21 protein-coding genes are annotated in these 19,626 nt (G+C 45.3%); 15 read left to right on the top strand and 6 right to left on the bottom strand.

Annotated elements, in window-relative coordinates; translation table 11 throughout:
* Positions 1-69 precede the first annotated feature (69 nt).
* The 6 genes from QXR92_04540 (at position 70) to QXR92_04515 (ending at position 5,312) form a co-directional block, all read left to right on the top strand.
* Positions 70-1,248 (top strand): proteasome-activating nucleotidase, encoded by a 1,179-nt coding sequence (locus QXR92_04540; protein MEM0319268.1) that lies wholly within the window; start codon positions 70-72, stop codon positions 1,246-1,248.
* 115 nt (positions 1,249-1,363) lie between these two features.
* Complete coding sequence (gene radA / locus QXR92_04535) at positions 1,364-2,887, top strand: DNA repair and recombination protein RadA (protein ID MEM0319267.1); 1,524 nt, start codon at positions 1,364-1,366, stop codon at positions 2,885-2,887.
* A 15-nt stretch (positions 2,888-2,902) separates the two neighbouring features.
* Complete coding sequence (locus tag QXR92_04530) at positions 2,903-3,412, top strand: HIT domain-containing protein (GenBank protein MEM0319266.1); 510 nt, start codon at positions 2,903-2,905, stop codon at positions 3,410-3,412.
* A 74-nt stretch (positions 3,413-3,486) separates the two neighbouring features.
* Entirely contained in the window at positions 3,487-3,696 is a 210-nt protein-coding gene (locus tag QXR92_04525; protein ID MEM0319265.1) for a hypothetical protein, read from the top strand.
* The gene (locus QXR92_04520; GenBank protein ID MEM0319264.1) at positions 3,671-4,078 is read left to right on the top strand and encodes a hypothetical protein; all 408 of its coding nucleotides are present in this window, start codon (positions 3,671-3,673) and stop codon (positions 4,076-4,078) included. The genes QXR92_04525 and QXR92_04520 overlap by 26 nt, the downstream gene beginning before the upstream one ends.
* Before the next feature lie 13 nt (positions 4,079-4,091).
* Positions 4,092-5,312, top strand: coding sequence for a threonyl-tRNA synthetase editing domain-containing protein (locus QXR92_04515; GenBank protein MEM0319263.1), 1,221 nt, complete (start codon positions 4,092-4,094; stop codon positions 5,310-5,312).
* Positions 5,313-5,360: 48 nt separating this feature from the next.
* Here QXR92_04515 and QXR92_04510 read toward each other — a convergent pair whose 3' ends face one another.
* Positions 5,361-6,224 (bottom strand): DMT family transporter, encoded by an 864-nt coding sequence (locus tag QXR92_04510; GenBank protein ID MEM0319262.1) that lies wholly within the window; start codon positions 6,222-6,224, stop codon positions 5,361-5,363.
* Between the two features lie 100 nt (positions 6,225-6,324).
* Between QXR92_04510 and tenA the strand changes: the two genes are divergently transcribed.
* Genes tenA through QXR92_04495 form a run of 3 tightly spaced genes read left to right on the top strand, consistent with a single transcriptional unit; the run spans position 6,325 to position 10,068 of the window.
* Positions 6,325-7,011 carry a thiaminase II gene (gene tenA, locus QXR92_04505; GenBank protein MEM0319261.1) on the top strand — a complete coding sequence of 229 codons (687 nt, stop codon included), beginning with the start codon at positions 6,325-6,327 and terminating at the stop codon, positions 7,009-7,011.
* Positions 7,012-7,068: 57 nt separating this feature from the next.
* Positions 7,069-8,910 carry a glutamine--fructose-6-phosphate transaminase (isomerizing) gene (gene glmS / locus QXR92_04500; protein MEM0319260.1) on the top strand — a complete coding sequence of 614 codons (1,842 nt, stop codon included), beginning with the start codon at positions 7,069-7,071 and terminating at the stop codon, positions 8,908-8,910.
* 6 nt (positions 8,911-8,916) lie between these two features.
* Positions 8,917-10,068 (top strand): NDP-sugar synthase, encoded by a 1,152-nt coding sequence (locus tag QXR92_04495; GenBank protein MEM0319259.1) that lies wholly within the window; start codon positions 8,917-8,919, stop codon positions 10,066-10,068.
* 115 nt (positions 10,069-10,183) lie between these two features.
* On the opposite strand, the gene lysA is transcribed toward QXR92_04495, so the two are convergent.
* Positions 10,184-11,428, bottom strand: coding sequence for a diaminopimelate decarboxylase (gene lysA, locus QXR92_04490; GenBank protein MEM0319258.1), 1,245 nt, complete (start codon positions 11,426-11,428; stop codon positions 10,184-10,186).
* A gap of 71 nt (positions 11,429-11,499) precedes the next feature.
* Here lysA and dph5 point away from each other — a divergent pair, with 71 nt between their 5' ends.
* Both dph5 and QXR92_04480 read left to right on the top strand, forming a co-directional pair.
* Positions 11,500-12,285 carry a diphthine synthase gene (gene dph5, locus QXR92_04485; protein ID MEM0319257.1) on the top strand — a complete coding sequence of 262 codons (786 nt, stop codon included), beginning with the start codon at positions 11,500-11,502 and terminating at the stop codon, positions 12,283-12,285.
* Positions 12,282-13,034 carry a DUF357 domain-containing protein gene (locus QXR92_04480; protein ID MEM0319256.1) on the top strand — a complete coding sequence of 251 codons (753 nt, stop codon included), beginning with the start codon at positions 12,282-12,284 and terminating at the stop codon, positions 13,032-13,034. The genes dph5 and QXR92_04480 overlap by 4 nt, the downstream gene beginning before the upstream one ends.
* On the opposite strand, the gene rtcA is transcribed toward QXR92_04480, so the two are convergent.
* Positions 13,015-14,067, bottom strand: a complete 1,053-nt coding sequence (gene rtcA / locus QXR92_04475; protein ID MEM0319255.1) for an RNA 3'-terminal phosphate cyclase — start codon at positions 14,065-14,067, stop codon at positions 13,015-13,017. The genes QXR92_04480 and rtcA overlap by 20 nt on opposite strands.
* Before the next feature lie 163 nt (positions 14,068-14,230).
* Between rtcA and QXR92_04470 the strand changes: the two genes are divergently transcribed.
* From QXR92_04470 to QXR92_04455, 4 genes are read left to right on the top strand one after another with little or no spacing between them, the layout of a single operon-like run.
* A complete protein-coding gene (locus tag QXR92_04470; protein MEM0319254.1) occupies positions 14,231-15,211 on the top strand; it encodes an ATP-binding cassette domain-containing protein in 981 nt (326 codons plus the stop codon).
* Positions 15,211-15,978 (top strand): ABC transporter permease, encoded by a 768-nt coding sequence (locus QXR92_04465; GenBank protein ID MEM0319253.1) that lies wholly within the window; start codon positions 15,211-15,213, stop codon positions 15,976-15,978. Before QXR92_04470 ends, QXR92_04465 begins: the two co-directional genes overlap by 1 nt.
* A gap of 52 nt (positions 15,979-16,030) precedes the next feature.
* Entirely contained in the window at positions 16,031-16,822 is a 792-nt protein-coding gene (locus QXR92_04460; GenBank protein MEM0319252.1) for an SAM-dependent chlorinase/fluorinase, read from the top strand.
* Positions 16,810-17,358: a nicotinamide-nucleotide adenylyltransferase gene (locus QXR92_04455; protein ID MEM0319251.1), complete on the top strand. Its 549-nt coding sequence runs from the start codon at positions 16,810-16,812 to the stop codon at positions 17,356-17,358. The genes QXR92_04460 and QXR92_04455 overlap by 13 nt, the downstream gene beginning before the upstream one ends.
* Before the next feature lie 8 nt (positions 17,359-17,366).
* Here the strand turns inward: QXR92_04455 and iadA are convergent, their stop codons facing one another.
* From iadA to QXR92_04440, 3 genes are all read right to left on the bottom strand, one after another.
* Entirely contained in the window at positions 17,367-18,539 is a 1,173-nt protein-coding gene (iadA, locus tag QXR92_04450) for a beta-aspartyl-peptidase (protein ID MEM0319250.1), read from the bottom strand.
* Positions 18,539-19,507, bottom strand: a complete 969-nt coding sequence (locus QXR92_04445; protein MEM0319249.1) for an ABC transporter ATP-binding protein — start codon at positions 19,505-19,507, stop codon at positions 18,539-18,541. Before QXR92_04445 ends, iadA begins: the two co-directional genes overlap by 1 nt.
* On the bottom strand, positions 19,507-19,626 hold a 120-nt coding region (locus QXR92_04440), incomplete at its 5' end, for an oligopeptide ABC transporter ATP-binding protein (protein MEM0319248.1). The genes QXR92_04445 and QXR92_04440, both read right to left, overlap by 1 nt.

Raw genomic sequence — 19,626 nt, 5'->3', positions numbered from 1 at the left:
ATTCCATTTAAACTGATACAATAGAATAAATTAGTGTAGTTGTTATAAAATATTATGAAAGGGGTTAATATGGAGAGCGATGGTGATTTCACGGGAATAGAAAGTGACAGCTTAACAGAATATGTTAAGTATCTGGAGAAAAAGATAAAGGAGCTCGAGGAAGAAAAGCTTGTTTTAAAGCGAGAGGTAAAATACTATAAGGAGGAGATGGAGAAGCTACTCGCTCCTCCACTAATCGAGGGGGTAGTATTAGATATCCTGCCAGATGGGAGGGCTGTTGTTAAGAGCTCCTCGGGACCAAATTTAATTGTAACCATTGGGGGAAACATACAGAAGGATAGGCTATATCCTGGAGTCATAGTAGCCATAAATCAAAGAGGATCCAGCATTGTTGAGGTTCTTCCCAATAGAGAAGATCCGTATGTTAAAGCGATGGAAGTTCTGGAAAGGCCGGAAGTTTCGTACTCAGACATAGGAGGTCTGTCGAAGCAAATTGAGGAGATCAAGGAAACAATTGAGCTCCCTCTCCTAAAGCCAGATCTATTCAGAAAGGTAGGAATAGAGCCTCCAAAAGGAGTGCTGCTCTACGGTCCACCAGGCACTGGAAAGACACTGCTAGCAAAGGCGGTTGCCCATGAGACAAAGGCAACATTTATTAGGGTTGTTGGGAGCGAGTTCGTTCAAAAATTCATTGGCGAAGGGGCGAGAATAGTTAGGGAGGTATTTGAGCTTGCAAAGAGAAAGGCTCCTTCTATAATATTCATAGATGAGCTGGACGCCATAGCAGCTAAGAGAATAGATATGGGAACGAGTGGAGAAAGAGAGGTTCAGAGAACGATGATGCAGCTGCTTGCTGAGATGGATGGTTTTGACCCGCTCGGAAACGTCAAGATAATTGCGGCAACTAACAGGATAGATATATTGGATCCAGCCATTCTGAGACCTGGAAGGTTCGACAGGATAATTGAAGTGCCGCTTCCAGATAAGAGAGGAAGACTAGAAATATTCTCGGTTCACACGAGGAAAATGAATATAGGGAAGGACGTAGATCTCGAAAGGCTGGCTGAAATTTCTGAGGGTTTCGTTGGTGCTGAGATAAAGGCTACATGTGTTGAAGCTGGATATTATGCCATTAGAGATGGAAGAGATGTAGTCACTATGTCTGACTTCATAAGAGCAGTGGAGAAGATAAAGAACAGGAAAAAGGAGACGGCCTTGGAGATGCCGCAAGTCTCTCTGGCTTTTTAGATGCAGTGTGTTTCTCCTTTTCTATTCTTGCATGTCCAAGGAAAACAATATTTTCGGATAACTACTTATTTAAACAATGAAGTATAGGTATTAAAAAGAGGGAAGAGGGAAAAGGTTGGGAAAATTGACTCCTAAAGCTCAGAAGGAGGAAAGAGGGGAGGATTTAGAAAATGGCACCACAGCTGAAGAGAGAAAAATAAAGAGCCTAACTGATCTTCCAGGAGTTGGCCCTGCAACAGCAGCGAAACTCGTTGAGGCTGGCTATGCTTCCCTTGAAGCAATTGCTGTTGCAACTCCCCAGGAGATAAGTGCTGCAGTCGGCATTCCTCTGGTGACGGCACAGAAGGCCATAAAAGCAGCTAGGGAGGCTCTAGACATAAAGTTCAAAACTGCTCTAGAGCTGAAGAAGGAGAGGCAGACGGTAGGAAAAATCACGACCGGAAGCAGAGCTCTCGACGATCTTCTGGGAGGAGGAGTTGAGACAAGGACGGTTACCGAGTTCTTTGGAGAGTTTGGCACAGGGAAGTGCTTCACTCCAGATACAGAGATAGCAATCTACATAAATAAAAAATTCATTCCAGCGATTTCTGTTTCAGAGATATACGATATGGCTCTGAGTGAGGGAAAGGAGAAAAAAATAGACGGAGGAACCTCCGTGGAACTAAACAGAGCTGAAGTACCAAGCATTTTCTTCAGAGAACTGGTGAAAATGCCGGTTCCCTTTATCTACAGACAGAGGGTTGGCAAGATAGTCAGGATAAAGCTATCCGATGGCACCGAGCTCGGAACGACCCTGAATCATCCATTCCTTCTGCTGGGAAGAAATGGGCTGGAATGGAGGAGGAGCTCAGAAATCAGACCAGGTGATAGAACAATAGCAATTAGGAGAATGGATTCAAGAAAAGCTAGCACAGAAACTCTTGAAGTTAAGAACTCCAAAATAGAAAAGTACAATGGCTATGTATATGATGTTGTTGTGCCCAGGCTTCACTATTTCATATCTTCAACTGGTTTAATCCTGCACAATACTCAGATAAGTCACCAGCTATCAGTCAACGTTCAGCTTCCGCAAGAAAGGGGTGGACTGAACGGAAAAGCTGTTTACATAGACAGCGAGGGCACTTTTAGGTGGGAGAGAATAGAGGCCATGGCAAGGAATTTGGGTCTTAATCCAGATGAAGTTATGGAGAATATACTTTATGTAAGGGCTGTTAACAGCGATCATCAAATGGCAGTTGTAGAGGAGGTTTCTGAAATAATCCCAGAGAGAGGCGTGAAGCTCGTGGTTGTGGATTCAGTTACAGGTCACTTCAGAGCTGAATATCCTGGAAGGGAGAACCTAGCCTCCAGACAGCAGAAGCTGAACAGGCATCTTCATCAGCTCATGAGAATGGCCGAAGTCTATAACATAGCTGTTGTTATAACAAATCAAGTGATGGCCAGGCCGGATGTATTCTATGGAGATCCTACCCAGGCAGTCGGAGGTCATGTCTTATACCATGCACCAGGGGTGAGAGTTCAGCTTAGAAAGAGCAGAGGGAACAAGAGAATTGCGAGGGTTGTCGATGCCCCTCACCTTCCAGAGGGAGAAGCAGTATTTGCTATAACCGAGAACGGAATAAAGGATGCTGAGGAGTAGGGGGCAGATAGAGGCTTGAAAATACTCTGGGCTCCCTGGAGATCTAGATACGTAGCTTCCTTTTCCTCTCCTCAAGAGGAGAGGAAAGAATGTGTGTTTTGTGAGATGCTCAGAAATGGAAAGAGCGATAGCGAAAACCTGATAGTCTATAGAGGAAAAAGGGTTTTTGTTGTTCTAAATAGATTCCCCTACACCTCAGGGCACTTCATGATAGTGCCATATCGACATGTATCAACTCCAGAGGAGCTAGATGAAGAGGAGAGAAAGGAGCTAATGGACCTTGTTGCCTTATCTACCAAAGTACTGAAAAGCTCATATAGGCCAGATGGAATAAACATGGGGATAAATCTTGGAAGGGCAGCTGGAGCTGGGGTTGAGGGACACCTTCACATACATGTAGTTCCAAGATGGATCGGAGATACGAATTTCTTGAGCGTCATTGGCGAGACGAGAGTTATATCGGATTCTCTGGAATCCTCATACAAAAAATTAAAAGAAGCATTCGATAAGGTCAAAACTCCTTAATTACCAGTATATCAAATAAAACTTGGCGATGATTTTGTCTTCGATCGCTGAATATTATGATGAGGGCGTTGATTATGAGCCCAGGAACATTTGAGCTAACATTGATTGAGGAGTATGAAATAAATGGATCCAGAAGATTCAAGTTCAGAGAATTGAGAACAGGGATAATAATTAATGTATCTGGAAAAGATGTTGAAGATGCAAGGGAAAGAGCTTCACAAGTTGCTTCCCTCGTAATAGGAAATGAAGGTGGTAGTGTTGCCAATGATACAGATTATAGTTGAAAGAATTAGTGGAGAAAAGATATCGGAGGCTCTTCCGCAAATTTTCAGATACAATACCCAGATGAGCGTTACGAGAATAAGCGAAGATCCCTCCTCGGGCACTGGACTATATGAGTTCAAGGTTAGCCTGAATTCGGATCCTATGGCAATAACAATTAACCTAGGAGGAAAGGCTAGAATCCAGACACAGAATCAGGAGGAGAGGGTTGAGTTTTTCGAAAAGAGGAAGCAGGAGGAGAGAATAGCTGTTGTATCTTCTCTCATATTCCCTCACATTATGTCATCACTCATATTGATATCGAGAGAGCTTCAAGTACCTCCTCCTCTTCCCACACTTCAGCCTCAGCAGACTGGAGAAAAGAGAAGCTTCCTATCTATATAGCAGTGATCTCCAAATGAGAACTCTCCAGATTCATGCTAAGAGGTTCAGCTACAAGATAAGAGAGAAGGCGTTGGACAATGCTGAGGATGAAGGGTTTGGAGAAGGGGCCTCAGCTGAGAACGCTCTAGTTGTTTTCACAACAATAGAGAGAGGAGATGGAGAAGCGGAAGTAGAAGAAGTCGCGAGAGAGATCTGCAGTCATGCCTCTAGAGTAAAAGCCTCAACAATAGTCATTTATCCCTATGCACATTTATCAAGCAATTTGGAGTCTCCAAATAGATCTATCCAATTGCTGAAGGAGCTGTTTGAGCGTACTCAAAGATGTGCCAGCTCGGTTATGAGAGCTCCCTTCGGATGGTACAAGGAGTTCCTCATAGAAGCTTACGGTCATCCTCTGGCTGAGCTTTCAAGGAGCTTTGAAAGAAAGAGAGGAAAAGAGGCCCTCAGGCTTTCTAGGAAGATCCACGAGAAGCTTGTAAATGATTATTTCCGGAGATTCGGCCTCGATATTTCCAGGGAGTTCGCAAAGTTCAGAGAGCCTTGGTCTCAGATTATCATGGAGAGGGTCACTCCCTCTCATTTCATGTGCACGGCCTCCTCATTAGATGAGGCAGCCAAGCATTGCGAGGGGGGAGGGAACATAAAACTGTCAATATTGCCCGGAGGAGAGTCCTTAGTTGATTTTTTCCTACACTCTCATGGAAGCCCCTGTAGGAGAGACTTCAGAAAGCTCAAGCTTGAGGAGAGTGGAGGGATTATAATCGCAGAATATGGAGAGGAAATATCCATTCCGGTTGGAATCCAAACCGAACAAGAAAAATACATGCTATTGAATAGTTTTATAGTTTCCCTTATAGCCGACAGACTGATAGCTCTGGAAGAAGGATTGGAGGATCCTCCATCCCTACCTATTGAGTTTTCCCCGTATCAGGCAACTGTGCTGAGAATAGGCGATGCTTCCGAGAACTACGCTAGAGAAATAGCACAGGAGCTGAGAAAAGCAGGTCTCGCTAGAGTTTTCATTGATCTCTCGCAGAAGAGGCTGGGAGAAAAGCTGAGAGAGTGGGGGATGCTGTGGACTCCTCTCATTATTGTGATTGGAAAGAAGGAAGAAGATACCAGCTCAGCTGTTCTAAGAATAAGGAGGACGGGGGTGCAGCTGCCTCTCAGGAAGGAAGAAATAGCTGAGCACATAGCTAGATTGCTGAGCGAGGAGCAGATGATGAGAGCGTAAATGGAGATCGGATGATCGAGTGAACCTCCCCTGATGCTTCCTCTTTGATCAAACTTCAACTTGAAGAGCTTTCCTTGTGGAAGTCTGACTATTGTTCTTCACTTTTGCTGATATGATTATTCCAAAAAGGGCCAGTCCGAGGCCAGCAATTTGGATAATATATGGAGAAATTTTGAAAATGAGGAATTGAGTCAGGAGAACTCCTATCGGAACGAGATAGCTCTCAACTGTTGCTTTCTCAACCCCATCTATAAGCAGAAGCTTGTTCCAGGAAATGAATTGAAACGCACCTCCTGCTATGGAGAGCCAGAAAAGATCGATGATATAACGAGGGCTCAGAAGGGCTTCAAGGGGAACTCTCTCAAGAAGGGCTGTAGGAATGGACATCAGTGTGAGAACAGTGAATATTGCTGCATTTGTCTCCAGGGGATCATCGTTCCTGCTCTTTCTGTAGAGAACACTGTAAAGTGCCCAGAAAAAGGCATTTGAGAGAGAGATGACTGCCCCCTCAATGCTTCCTCGAGTGGAAATAGGATAAGCATATATGATGAAGCCAAGAAATGATATAATAGCTGGCCAAAGCTTTTCCCTCTCACCAAGTAGCACCCAGCCGAGAAATACTGCTATTACGGGCATAGAGTAACCTAGAACTATGGAGTCCCCTGGTGTTAAGATAATGAGACTCTCGAGCCAAAGTATGGTGCTGATATAGATGAGTGCTGCCATGAGAACATGATATCTTTCGATTCTGGGGAAGCTCATTCTGAGAAATATTAGAACAAGCATCATAACAAGCGAGCGGATTGCCGTGAGAAAGAAGGGATTAAACAGTAACAGAAGATCTTTGGCGATGAAGTTGAGCGGTATGCTCACTGCAACGTAGATGACTAGATACTTCTGAGATCCCCTCAAGCCAAATTCCCTTTTTCCTGAAACTCTCTTTGAATTTCAAGAAGAAACGTGAAAAGTAACCTTATATTTTTTAAAAACAAAAAAACCATGGTGTTCAAGTTTGGCCGAGAGGCCAACGCAGAGGCTCTGGAAAAGTATAGCTGATGTATTTGAGGCAATAATTGCTCATCCATTCTTGAAAGGGCTCACTGATGGCTCGCTCAATGAGAGGCTTTTCAAAGTATATGTGGTTCAGGATACGATTTACTTGAGGGGGTTCGCAAAGGCTCTTTCGGCCCTTGCTCTTAGAGCTCCGGCGGAGGAATGGCAGAGGATCCTCATAGAGGATGCTCTGGGAGTATATGAAGTTGAAAAGAGCCTGCATGAGAGCTTCTTTGCTGTCTGGGGGATATCGAGGGAGGAAATAGAGAGAGCTTCTCCGAATCCAGTCAATGTAGCTTACGTCAATCATCTCCTTTCTTCAGTACTCTCGAGGGACTTTCCTGTAGGCCTCAGTGCCGTGCTTCCGTGCTACTGGATATACTTGGAGGTGGGAAGGCAGCTGGAGGCAAGAGGTTCCCCAAAAGAGATGTACAGGAAATGGATAGAAACTTACTCCACAGGAACTTATGAGAAAATTGTGAACAGGATCCTCAGGATAGCTGATGAAGTGCTGGAAAATGTTGATCAGAAAAAGTGGAGAGAGATTGAGGAAGCATTTAGACTTAGCTCCATTTATGAATATCTATTTTGGGATGAAGCATATAGAGATGAAAGCTTTCCATTTCCGCTCAAATTTATTCGCTAAGGATATAAAGCATCAGTTCAATGCACCAGTATCATGAGTAAGTAGAGGTATCCCAGCTTGTGTGGAATAATAGGAGTTGCCGCTAGTTCACTATTAGGAGACAGGGTTAAGGTTGCTGAAATGATCACGAGAAGTCTAAAGTCCCTCGAGTACAGAGGATACGATAGTGTTGGGATTGCAATGATAGATAGCAACAGGGACAAAATAATTGTCAAGAAGAGCGATGGCATGCTTGACCAGGTTGCTAGGAGATACAACTTTACTGATACGCCAGGATTTGTTGGAATAGGCCACACCAGGTGGGCAACCCATGGCTCTCCAACACAAATTAATGCCCACCCACAGGTTGACTGCAGGGAGGAAATTGCTATAGTGCACAATGGCATTATAAAGAACTTTCTCGAGCTGAAAAAGATGCTCCATGCAAGGGGGCACATCTTCAGAAGCGAGACCGACACAGAGGTAGTTGCCCATCTCATCGAGGAGCTCTCTAAGAATAATGATGATTTCTTCAAAGCTTTCAGAAAAGCGGTATCCATGCTGGAAGGAAGCTATGCGATTGCTGTTATTTATAGGAAAGAGCCAAAAAAAATATTCTTTGCAAGAAAGGAGAGCCCATTGATTGTTGGTGTTGCCAAGGAAATGAATTTCCTGGCAAGTGACATACCAGCCATGCTGGAGTACACTAATGCATTCATTCCCCTCTCTGACGGAGAACTAGGTTGGATATCTCCCGAAGAAGTTCACATTGAGAGCCTGAATGGAGAAAAGGTAGATGTTAGTAGGAGATTGCTCCTCGTTGAGTGGAAGTCGGAGATGGTTAGAAAGGGGGGATATCCTCACTTCATGATAAAAGAGATACATGAGCAGCCTCAGGTTCTAAAAAGCACATACGATGGGCTCATGAGCGATGACATACTCGATAGAGCGGCTGATGTACTGGCCAAGGGAGAGAGGATATTCGTTACTGCTGCCGGTACGAGCTTCCATGCTTCCCTCCTTCTTAAGCTTTATGTTGAAATGCTGACTGGAAAAATAGTATATCCGTTCATAGCATCTGAATATAAAACCGTGGGAAGCTTGGCTAGAAAGGGGGACATAATAATAGCTGTCAGCCAGAGCGGAGAAACCATAGATACGATGAAGGCGATGAGGACCTTCAAGGAGAGAGGAGCTATAGCAGTGTCAATAACTAACGTTATGGGAAGCACTATTGGAAGAGAGTCTGACTTCACAATACCTATGAGAGCTGGCCCTGAAATAGGAGTGGCTGCCACGAAGACCTTTCTTACCCAGGCTCTAGTTGCATCCCTCCTCTCAATAAAGCTGGCAGCAAAGGTAGGAAAAATCACTACCAAAGAGGAGGAAGATCTTTTGAAACTCATGGGCTCTGCTGGAAAAGTGGCAGGTGATGCAATAAGCTTAACGGAGGGTCCAGCCAAGATGATGGCTGAAAGAATAGCATCAGTTCAGAGTCTCTATTTTCTTGGCAGAGGGCTTGGAGTTCCCCTGGCATACGAGGCTGCACTCAAGCTGAAAGAAATATCCTATATTCACGCTGAAGCATATCCTGCCGGTGAGTCCAAGCATGGTCCAATAGCCCTGGTTGAAGCTGGTTTTCCTGTCTTCTTCATTGTTACCTCTGACTCACATGAGGATATCGCGAGCAACATAGCAGAAATGAATGCGAGAGGGGCGTTTACAGTAGCTATTTCCTTCAGAAGGATAAGCGAGAGGCTGGGCGCAAAGATGGTTTTAGCTGTTCCGGAGGCAGAATACCTGCTCGAGCCCTATGCCCTCACTCCCCCATTTCAGCTCCTCGCATACTATACCGCTGTAAGGAGAGGGCATGATCCAGACAGACCAAGAAATCTAGCAAAAACAGTCACAGTGGAGTGATGTGAGATGGTCTCAGTAGTGTATGTAAGCCATACGAGTTTTGAGAACCTATATCCTCTGACAAAAAGAGATAGATCTGTCTCAAACATATCGATCCTTGGCAAGCCAGTTGCTGTATGGATGACGCAGAGCGTTCTGGATTCTGGTTTCACTGACTTCATAGTTGCTTATCCATATATTTCACAGGAGGTAAGGGCTGCAGTAGGGGAAAGAACAACGCTGATTGAATGTGAGGAAGGAAGCGAGATCCTATGCGCCCAGCAGGCTATTTCGAGGGCGAAGGAAAACGATATAGCATTTATAGCCGGAAGCCACATGTTCTCTTCGGACTTTCTACAAAGCGCTCTAGCAGCGTGGAATGAAGCTGGAGGGAAGAGCCTAGCTGTTCTTGTCCCAAGCCAAATTCCACATGAAGAGCTAGCAGGAAAGATAGGTGTTGAGGTTGAGTTCATAGGAAAATATGTGAAGCGGGCTGCTCTGATGGGAGATATAGGATCTCCATATTTATTCACAGGAGTTATGTTTGCTGAGCGGGACAGCATAGTCAGTAGGTTGGAAAATTCCAGGAATTTGAATGAGGTTCTATTGAAGATGCTCAATGAGGAGAACCCATCCTTCTATATATATTCTGGAAAGTACAGCCCGATTTCATCTCCATGGCAGCTTCTCGAGATAGTGAAATCGCTTCTCACGGAGACTGTCGGCATGCATATAAGCTCGAGCGCAAAGGTAAGCCCTACTGCCATATTGGAAGGTCCCGTCATAATTGAGGATGATGCCGTCATTGACCATTACTCAATAATAAAGGGACCAGCCTACATATCTAGGGGGGCATTTGTGGGAGCACATACGTTGCTTAGAGCAGGTGTTTCTGTTGAGCCCTATGCTATCATTGGCTCGGGAGCTGAAGTAAAGAGGAGCTACATAGGAATGAGGGCAACTATAGGATCTCATTCAAACGTGACCGACAGTGTCATCGGAGAAAGAGCTACTCTCAGACCTCTCGTTGTGACGCTCAACTTTGATGTACATGAGGCCAGAAAGAAGGGAGAAGCTTATAGAAAGAGGGGGGCTATAGTTGGAGAAGGTGCTATAGTTAATGGAGGTACTGCCCTGAGGCCAGGCTCCATTATCGAGCCAGGACAGATCTATCCCTAGCTTTTTCTTTTTCCCAGGATCTGTCATGAAAATGCGTTTTTCAGCAATACTGAAATGATTCGATGATTTCTATTATAGGTTCGTGCTGAATCCAAGCCCAGCTTCCTATTGAGATTCATTTGATTATCATTCCTCTTACCATGTCTTCGAAGGTTTCTCTCCTTCTAATTAGCTCTACCTTTCCTCCAATTCTAACCATGACCTCGGCAGGCCGGGGCCTCATATTATAGTTGGAGCTCATTGAGTACCCATAGGCTCCTGCATCCAGAACAGCAAGCAGATCTCCCTCTCTCATATATGGAAGAATTCTATCTAGAGCTATTATATCCCCGCTCTCACAGTAATTACCTACTACATGAGCCCTGATTCTCTCTCCCACTTTCTCTCTCACTGGAACCACTTCGTGATATGCTTCATAAAGGGCTGGCCTTATGAGATGACCCATTCCGCTATCTATCCCAATGAATGCCTCTCTCTCCTCTCCATGCCGGATCTCCTTCACATCAACCACTCTAGCTATGAGTGCTCCTGCCCTTGCAACTAGGAACCTTCCTGGTTCGATTCTGAGCTTCACGCTTCTGCCAATTTCCATGTTGAAGGAATGCATCATTCGGGAAAGCTCGGCTCCTACTTTTTCAATTTCAATTGATGGATCCTCCTTTCTATATGCGATGCCAAATCCACCGCCAACATCAACAAATTCCAGGCCATCAAGCTTTCTGGCCAATGTGAGAAGATCCTTTAGAGCCCTCACATAGAGTTTCCAGTCAACTATTCCAGAACCCATATGAGTATGCAGACCAATGATTTTGATTCCATTTCTCATAGCTATATCGATAGCGAGATCCAGATCTATTGCATCTATTCCAAACTTTGTTCTTCCTCCAGTCACCAAATATGAATGATAGCCGCTTCCATAGCCAAGGTTTATCCTGATCGAGACCTCTCCTCCCGGGAAGAGAGATGCATATCTTCTGAGCTGCGATATCGAGTCAATATTAATCAGAGCTCCTGCCTCTATTGCCATTCTCATGTCCTCATTGCTCACACTGCTTCCAGTGAATAAAATTGACTCCGGAGCAAATCCTGCCATCCTTCCCAACAAGACTTCATAGGGAGAAACAGCATCAAGCCCAGCACCCAGTTCTCTCATTATCTTGAGAATGTGGATGTTGGAATTTGCCTTAGCTGCATACATTATTTCAAGGTTCTCGTAGGAAAATGCTTCCCTTATTCTCTCATAGCTCTTGCGAATTGTCTCCTCATCATATACATATATGGGGGTTCCAAACTCCTTGGCAATTTCCTCAGCAGAGATGCCTCCAATGCTCAATATTCCGTTAATGTATGCAATTCCCATACTTCATCATCTGTGAATGAATAAATAGAGCTATCGAACTAATATTTCACTCGCTCCGGGGAATGATTGTCTTGAGCAGATGCATTGGTAGAATTGCGTTCATTGGACTCGGCCTCCAAGAAGGACACATAACGCTTAGAGCTGCTGAAGCTCTAAGGGAGGCTGATCTGGTCTACTTGGAAGAGTACACTAGCTTCTACTATCCCGAACCAATCCTTGCCCTGGAGAAAATTGGTGTGAGAAGGGAGAAAATATTCAGGCTGTCAAGGAAGGATCTGGAAGAGAGCTCTGGGGAAAAAATTCTCAAGGAAGCATTGGTTGGGAAAGCCGTAGCTCTAGCTGTTATAGGGGATCCCTACATTGCAACAACTCATTTAGCTCTCAAGCTGCACTTCATGCAACGAGGATGTCAAGTGGAATATATACCCTCGGTCAACATATTTTCCTATTCCGTTTCAGCAACTGGCCTGTTTCAATACAAGTTTGGAGAGAGTGCAACAATAGTTTACCCAAAGGATGGAATTATCTCAATCTATCCTTATTTGGTGCTAGAGGAAAACAGGAGAAGAGGACTGCATACTTTTTTCTTCCTTGATATTGATGAGAAGCTTGGACCCCTCAGCGCTGCAGAGGCAATAAAGCTTCTAATGCAGGCAGAAGGGATTGAGAAGAGGAAAGCGTTCTCGGAGGATATTGAGGTGGTTGTTGTGGAGAGAGCCTCCTGGCCCGATGAGAGAATTATCGCAGGAAGAGCCGGAGAATTGATGGAAATGCATTTCAATCCTCCAGACTCGCTCATTGTTCCGGGAAAGCTGCACTTCATGGAAAAAGAGGCGCTTGAGGTGTACAGGAAGTGAGCGATGCATGTAGCAGGGCATCACTCTATATATCAATGGTCAAGGACGCATTGGCTCAGGCGAAAAGGAGTATGGAGCAGCTACCCCCCGAAGATCTCAAGCTTGTGGAGCTCTCAGAGCTCTATGTCAAGGATGCTGACTACTACCTTTCAAGGGAGGACTGCACAACCGCGATCGCCGCCATCTCATATGCAGAGGGTCTCCTGGATTCTCTGGCATTGAGGGGGAAGCTGAAGATAGAGTGGAAGAGAGAGAAAGCCAAAAAGGTTGTAATAGCTGGAACCTTCGATATACTGCATCCTGGACACGTGTACTTCATGAAGCAAGCTGCTCAGTTCGGAGAACTATACGTGATTGTTTCCAGAGATGTAAATGTGAAAAAGATCAAGGGGAGAGAGACTATTTTTCCGGAGAAATCTAGGCTCGAAATGGTGAAATCCATAAGATGGGTTAAAGATGCTGTTCTGGGAGATGAGGAGGATTTTCTGAAGAGAGTTGTTGAGCTTTCTCCTGATATACTTATTCTCGGGCCAGACCAGAAGGTCGATGAGATAAAGCTTAAGGAAGAGCTGGAGAGAAGGGGGGTTAGGGGAATTGATGTGAGAAGGCTGGAGAAAAGAAATACAAATGTTTTTCCAAACAGCACTACTTCTATAATACTGGAGATTGTGAGGAGATTTTGTCTACCAGAGAGGGAGAAGGGTGAAGAGTGTGAAACAGCAGAACATGCTAAAGGATCTTCAGAGTAAATGGCTCCCCCTTTCTTCCACTTACTTCAACCCTTACCCCCAGAAGCTGCTTGACTATCTCGACATTAGTTGCAGCGTGCTCTGTTAGCTTAGCTCCACCCAGCTCGCTTCCTCTGCCAGCGAGGGCAGCAATAGGAATGAGCATATCGGACATGTGCCTGTCTAGGGCCTTTCCTGTTGAGAGATCCTCTATGAGCTTCTCTGTAGCTTCCTTTCCAACGACTTCCGCCCTCTTTCCTCTCTCTCCCAGGGAGTCAGAGCCGAGAAAGGATTTTTCAGTGCGTGCTACTATCGCTATAGAAGATCCCGGATCCAGAGGCCTCTCTCCTTTCGAGTCGTCCTCAATGACTCTCCTTAGCTTCACTTCTCTCATAGCACTTTGCAGCATCTCAGCTGCTGAATTTGCCTGCCTCTCTGCAACATGTCTGGGAAGATTGTGTGCAGTGCTCAAGATGATTATCTCCTTTAGTTCTCCCCTCTCAATAAGTTTGAAGGGTCTGATCTCTCCTGGGGGCTCGTCGATTTCTATGATAACTCTGCCTCCTCCCTTTGGATAGTACCCTCGCTTCACAATTTCGAAGGAGAACTTCAGCCCTATCGCCTCAGATATCCCAACAACGACAGTTGAGAAATAATCAGATGTGGGACTCCAGGGAACATCTGTTCCCCCAATTATTTCGATCTTCGTTCTTCCGGGAAGAAATGGAAGGATCGGTAAAAGAGCTTGGGCAATTAGGGTTACGCTTCCAGCAGTACCAACATCTATTCTGAAGTTCCCAGATCTTAGCTTACCTGGCACAAAGAAAACTTCTGTGCTTCCAAGGGTTGCTCCAGAGATCCTTCCCTCAGAGATCATTGCTATGGCGCGGATAGCAGATAAATGCTGATGCTGAAGTCCGGGATTCTTCCTCCTAGCTCTTATGTTGAAGATCTTGACTGGTCTACCGCTGACTGCGGAGAGGGCGATGGATGTTCTGACTATTTGCCCTCCTCCCTCTCCATAGCTTCCATCTATCAGCACTGCGCTTTCCATGCCAATCTACCCCACCTTTCTGGATAAGCCTAAGATGAAGATGAAGCAAAGAAGAATAATACTGTTTCCACTAACTTTATTCGGTTAAAGAATAAAAGGGCATGTGTGGATACAGAGAATTCGTAGAGTTCTCTGGAGGCGTTTTTTTACGAATGCAATAGAAGTGAAGAACTTAGTTAAAATTTATAGCGGAGGAGTAAGGGCTCTAGATGGACTAGATCTCTCGGTAGAAGAGGGAAGCATACATGCGATCCTAGGTCCAAATGGAGCTGGAAAAACAACTCTAATTAGAATATTGACAACCCAGCTATTGCCTACTAGTGGAAGTGCTAAGGTATTTGGATTGGATGTTGTCAAAAGGGCAGCAGATGTGAGGAATTTCATTGGATATGTTCCCCAGGAGGTTTCTCTCTGGACAGATCTAACGGGATATGAGAATTTGCTCATATATTCGAAGATCTATGGAATTCCTTCGGAGCAGAGGAAACAAGCAATAGATGAGGTCCTCAATATCATGGACTTGGAGGAGGCCTCTCACAGGCTGGTGAAGACCTACTCTGGAGGAATGTTCAGGCGGCTAGAAATAGCGTGTGCTCTCATGGTGAAGCCAAGGCTCATGATTCTCGATGAGCCCACTATTGGCCTGGACCCCAATGCCAGGAGAATTGTTTGGGAGAAAATTCTTGAATATAAGAAGGAATTTGGCACTACCATATTCTTTGCAACGCACTACATGGATGAGGCAGACAAATACGCCAATTTTGTCAGTCTAATTGTCTCAGGTAAAATAATCCAGACAGGAACACCTGAAGAGCTTAAGGCATCTGCAGGAGGGGACAGAATTTCCATGAGGTTGGATAGGCAGATAGATGGAACAAGTGATCTTCTGCTGAAGATAGACAACATTAGGGTCGAGAAAATTCAGGGAGATGAAATAGAGATCGTTGCTAGAGGAGCTTTCAGTATTCTCCCCTCTATAATCTCCTTCATGCAGAGTAGAGGAATAAAAATAAGGGAAATAAAAGTTCAGGAAGCTACCTTGGATGAGGCCTTCATTGCTCTAACTGGAAAGAGGATAACCGAGGAGAGTGGAAACATAAAGGAGCTTGTAAGCGAGAGGAAGATGATAAGGAGGGGAGGATGATGAAGCTGGAGATGAAGAGGCTTGAAACAATAATTGCTATGGCAGAGCTGGAGCTAAGGAGAATTTCTCATGATCCCATTGAGCTTTTTACGAGAGCTGTGCAGCCCATATTTTGGATAGCGATTTTCGGAAGCGTAATGGCGAGGGTGAGGGCCTTTCCATCTACTGGAGACTACATCACATTCATCTCTCCAGGAGTCATTCTGCAGTCCTCGACGTTCATTTCACTATCCTATGGAATCATGCTTGTATTTGAGAGAGAGTCTGGAGTGCTCAAGAGACTTCTTTCCTCTCCAATTCCGAGGAGCTTCATAGTAATTGGAAGATCGCTAGCCGGAGGGCTCAGAGCATCTACGCAATATATCATCGTTCTCCTGGCTGCAGTGGCAGTTGGAGCGAAGATAACATCGGATCCTCTGAAGCTTATCTTGGGATATATCGTTCTAATAATAGCCAGCATGGGCTTCACTGCTCTCTCAATTCTGATTGCTTCAGGTCTCAAGACGAGGGAGAGATTCATGGGGATAATCGGTGCCATAACAATGCCTCTCTTCTTCGCAAGCAACGCTCTCTATCCAATAAACGTCATGCCCAAAGCAATTCAACTGCTCGCTGAGGTGAATCCGCTCACCTATACAGTTAATGCCCTTAGATCCCTTCTTGTTGATGGATCATATTCCATAGGGTGGGATATGCTGAATATTGTTATCTTCGATGTTGTTTCCATACTGGTTGCTCTCAAGCTGCTGCATAGGATAATAGAATGATTTCTAGTCAACCTTTTAACTCAAGGCTTCCAATTTTTCATTGTGAAATGATATGAGGACCATAGTGCTTCTCTCAGACTTTGGCACCAGGGATCCCTATGCTTCCCTCATGAAAGCTGCCATAAAAAGGATAAATCCAAGCGCTATAATAGAAGATCTCACCCATGGCATTCAGCACTTCTGCATCGTTTGTGGAGCATATGTGCTCTATACATCCTATCTCTGGTATCCCGAGAACTCGATATATGTCTCAGTTGTGGATCCTGGTGTTGGAGGCGAAAGGAGGGGTATTATCCTGAGAGTGGGAGATAGATATTTTGTTGGTCCAGACAACGGCCTCTTGTGGCCCATTGCTGAGGGAGCTGAGGAGATTGAGGCCTATGCTATAGATGAGCACAGAGTTTCTTTCTGGCAGGTCTCATCAACTTTCCATGGAAGAGATGTTTTTGCTCCTGCTTCAGCCAGGCTGTCGCTCGAGGAGGAGGTTGAAAAGTTTGCGGAAAAAATTGATGTGAAAAGCCTCAAGAGGCTTTCCCTAAGGTGGTCAGAGATGTCTGGAGAGTGGAGGTGCTTCAAAGTTATATACATTGATTCGTTTGGAGACACAGTCTTGTCTGCAGCTGAGGAAGAAGCGGAACATGTGCTTTCTTTGGGTAAATTGGACGTGAAGATCAGCAATCAAGAGGTGGGAAAGGCCACAGTGAGCAGAACCTTCAGCCTAGTACCTGAGGGGGAGATGGCGGCGTATATCAATAGCTTTGGTTTTTTGGAACTCTCAATTAACAAGGGTAACTTCGCAGAGAGGTTTGGCATAAAGGTAGGTGATCTGATTTGTCTGAAGTAGCTGAGAGATTGAGAAGAATAGTGTTTCCTGGAAGGTTCCAGCCGGTGCATAGAGGTCATATTGAAGTCATCAAATGGCTTCTCGAGAGGGCAGATGAGGTGATAGTAGCAATAGGGAGCGCGCAGAAGAGCCACACCCTCGAGAATCCTTTCACTGCAGGAGAGAGGATGCTCATGTTCATTGAGTCACTTGATGAGGAGAAGATTGATAGAAGGAGGGTAATGGTTGTTCCAGTTCCAGATATATCATACAATAGTGTGTGGGTAACTTACCTAGAGTCACTTCTGCCACCCTTCGATGGAGCAGCATCGAGAAATCCTCTCGTTGTTAGGCTTTTCAAGGAGAGGGGGTACCAAGTTCTAGTTCCGCCGATGTTCATGAGAGGCGAATACAGTGGAAAAAGGATAAGAGAAAAAATGCTCAATGGAGTGGAGTGGAGGAATCTAGTTCCATCGGCAGTTGTCAGGATAATAGAGAAAATAGGTGGGGTTCAGAGGCTTGTCAATGTTTCTCTCACCGATGAAGTTGAAGGATGAGCATGCTTTCATTTTTTCAGCGTGGAAAATCTCAGCTCCCCTTGGGATATAACTGCCATTGGTTTCAAGGAATTCTCATCAAGAATAAGCAGATCGGCATCATAGCCTCTCTCAACTTTTCCTTTTCCCTTCAGCATCAAGTGCTCTGCCACATTAGCTGTAGAAAACCTCAATGCATCCTCCAGCTTAATTCCCTCAACTAATACCAGATCCCTCAGCTCATTTAGAAGGGAATCCACAGGAGAGACCAAAACGCGAAGGAGTCTTCCGCTCTCGTCAAATTCCGGCATGCTCCCGTTTCCATCACTGCTCATTGTTATCCTATATGGAGATATTCCGTTCTTCAATAGGAACTGTATCGCTTCGGAAGGCTTGACAGATCTGCTGAACCCGCTCTTCTTGGAAACTCCTGTTGTAACATCCAAAAATCCTCCTCTCCTTCCGAACTCCAGCGAGCTCTCTAGGACTTCTCTGCTTCTGTTAACATGTGTTGGAGCAAACTGGGTAATTGGGATGTCAGTTTCATCTGCTATCTCTATCAAGATACTGAACCTGGTTCTCTCTTCCCCCATGTGCACATGGACCACCCCTGCCTTCCCGCTTAGAATTCCCCCAACTCTTGCCTCGCTTGCTATCCTGAGAACCTCCTCCTTGTTTGGATGGCTTGATCTGTGGTCCGAGAGAGCTATTTTCACTCCCAGAACCTCTTCTATCAGTATTATATCCGATGATATGGAGCCTGTTAATGTGGGGGAAGGTACCTGATAGGAACCTGTATAGATGTAAGCTGTCACTCCTTCCAGTGTTAGCTGCCTGGCCTTCATGAGGAGATCTCTGAGAGATCTCGTTATTCCATCTGTGCCTAGCAGTCCAACAACTGTGGTTATTCCAGAGCTGAGGAGATCTTGGGCTCTAACAGGGGGAGTTCTATAGAGAGGCCCACCCTCGCCGCCGGCTCCATTTATATGAACATGCTGGTCTATTAGCCCAGGAACGATCAGTTTTTCCTCTGCATCTATTACCTCGATCCTTCCCAGGGCCCTCTCTAAATCCCTTTCATCGATTTGCTCTCTCATTAAAGCTATTTTCCCTCCCCAGATAAGCAGATCCTGCGTTCCTCTTGGTTCCGGAGAATACACTTTCCCTCCTCTTATTAGGATTGGAAGCGGCTCGGGGGACATCATGCACTACCTCCATACAGATGACATGCAACGAAGTGATTTCTCTCCACCTCAACAAGCTCTGGCTCTTTCCTGGAGCATATATCCATAGCTCTTGGGCATCTTGGATGGAATCTGCATCCTGGAGGAGGAGAAGCTGGATTTGGCGGCTCCCCCTCTGCTAATATCTCTATTTTTTTCCTGGGATCTGGCTGTGGTATGCTCTTGAGCAATAGGCTTGTATATGGGTGAAGTGGGTTGAAGAAGACATCATCTGCTGAGCCGCTCTCTACAATCTTGCCTGCATACATTACAGCTATTCTATCGCTCATATAGTAAACAACGGAGAGGTCGTGGCTTATGAAGAGATAGGATACCCCCATTTCTCTCCTAAGATTCCTGAGAAGATTCAGAAGTTGGGCCTGGACGCTTACGTCCAGAGCACTAGTTGGCTCATCGAGAACTATGAGCTTTGGCGCGGGAGCTATTGCTCTTGCAACAGAGACTCTCTGCCTCTGCCCTCCAGATAGCTCGTGGGGGTATCTATAGAGCAGAGACTCGCTTAGACCCACCTTCCTGAGAAGCTCTGCAACTGCTTCTCTTTTCTCCTTCTCGCTCTTGACTAATTCATGCACTTCAAGAGGTCTGCCAACAATATCTATTATTCTCATTCTCGGATTCAGGCTGGAATAGGGATCTTGGTGGACGATCTGCATGCTCTTTCTTAGTCTCCTCAGCTCCTTCTCCTTGGTATGGGTTATTTCCATTCCCATGAAAATTAGCTTTCCTCCAGTTGGCTCTATGAGCCTTATTACCGCTTTTCCCAATGTTGTTTTTCCAGAGCCGCTTTCCCCAACAATTCCCAACACCTCTCCTTCCCCGACGTTTATACTCACACCATCTACCGCCCTAACTGAAGGAGAGCTCCTGAATAGTCCAGCTCCCTTGAAGTAAACTCTTAGTCCTTCAGTTGAGAGAATTGGGGACATCATGCACTACCTCCATACAGATGACATGCAACGAAGTGATTTCTCTCCACCTCAACAAGCTCTGGCTCTTTCCTGGAGCATATATCCATAGCTCTTGGGCATCTTGGATGGAATCTGCA

Source organism: Fervidicoccaceae archaeon, from assembly GCA_038734945.1.
Lineage (GTDB): Archaea > Thermoproteota > Thermoprotei_A > Sulfolobales > Fervidicoccaceae > ARK-14.
Note: the sequence above shows the minus strand (reverse complement) of the source record. Positions and strands in the feature narration are given on the sequence as shown.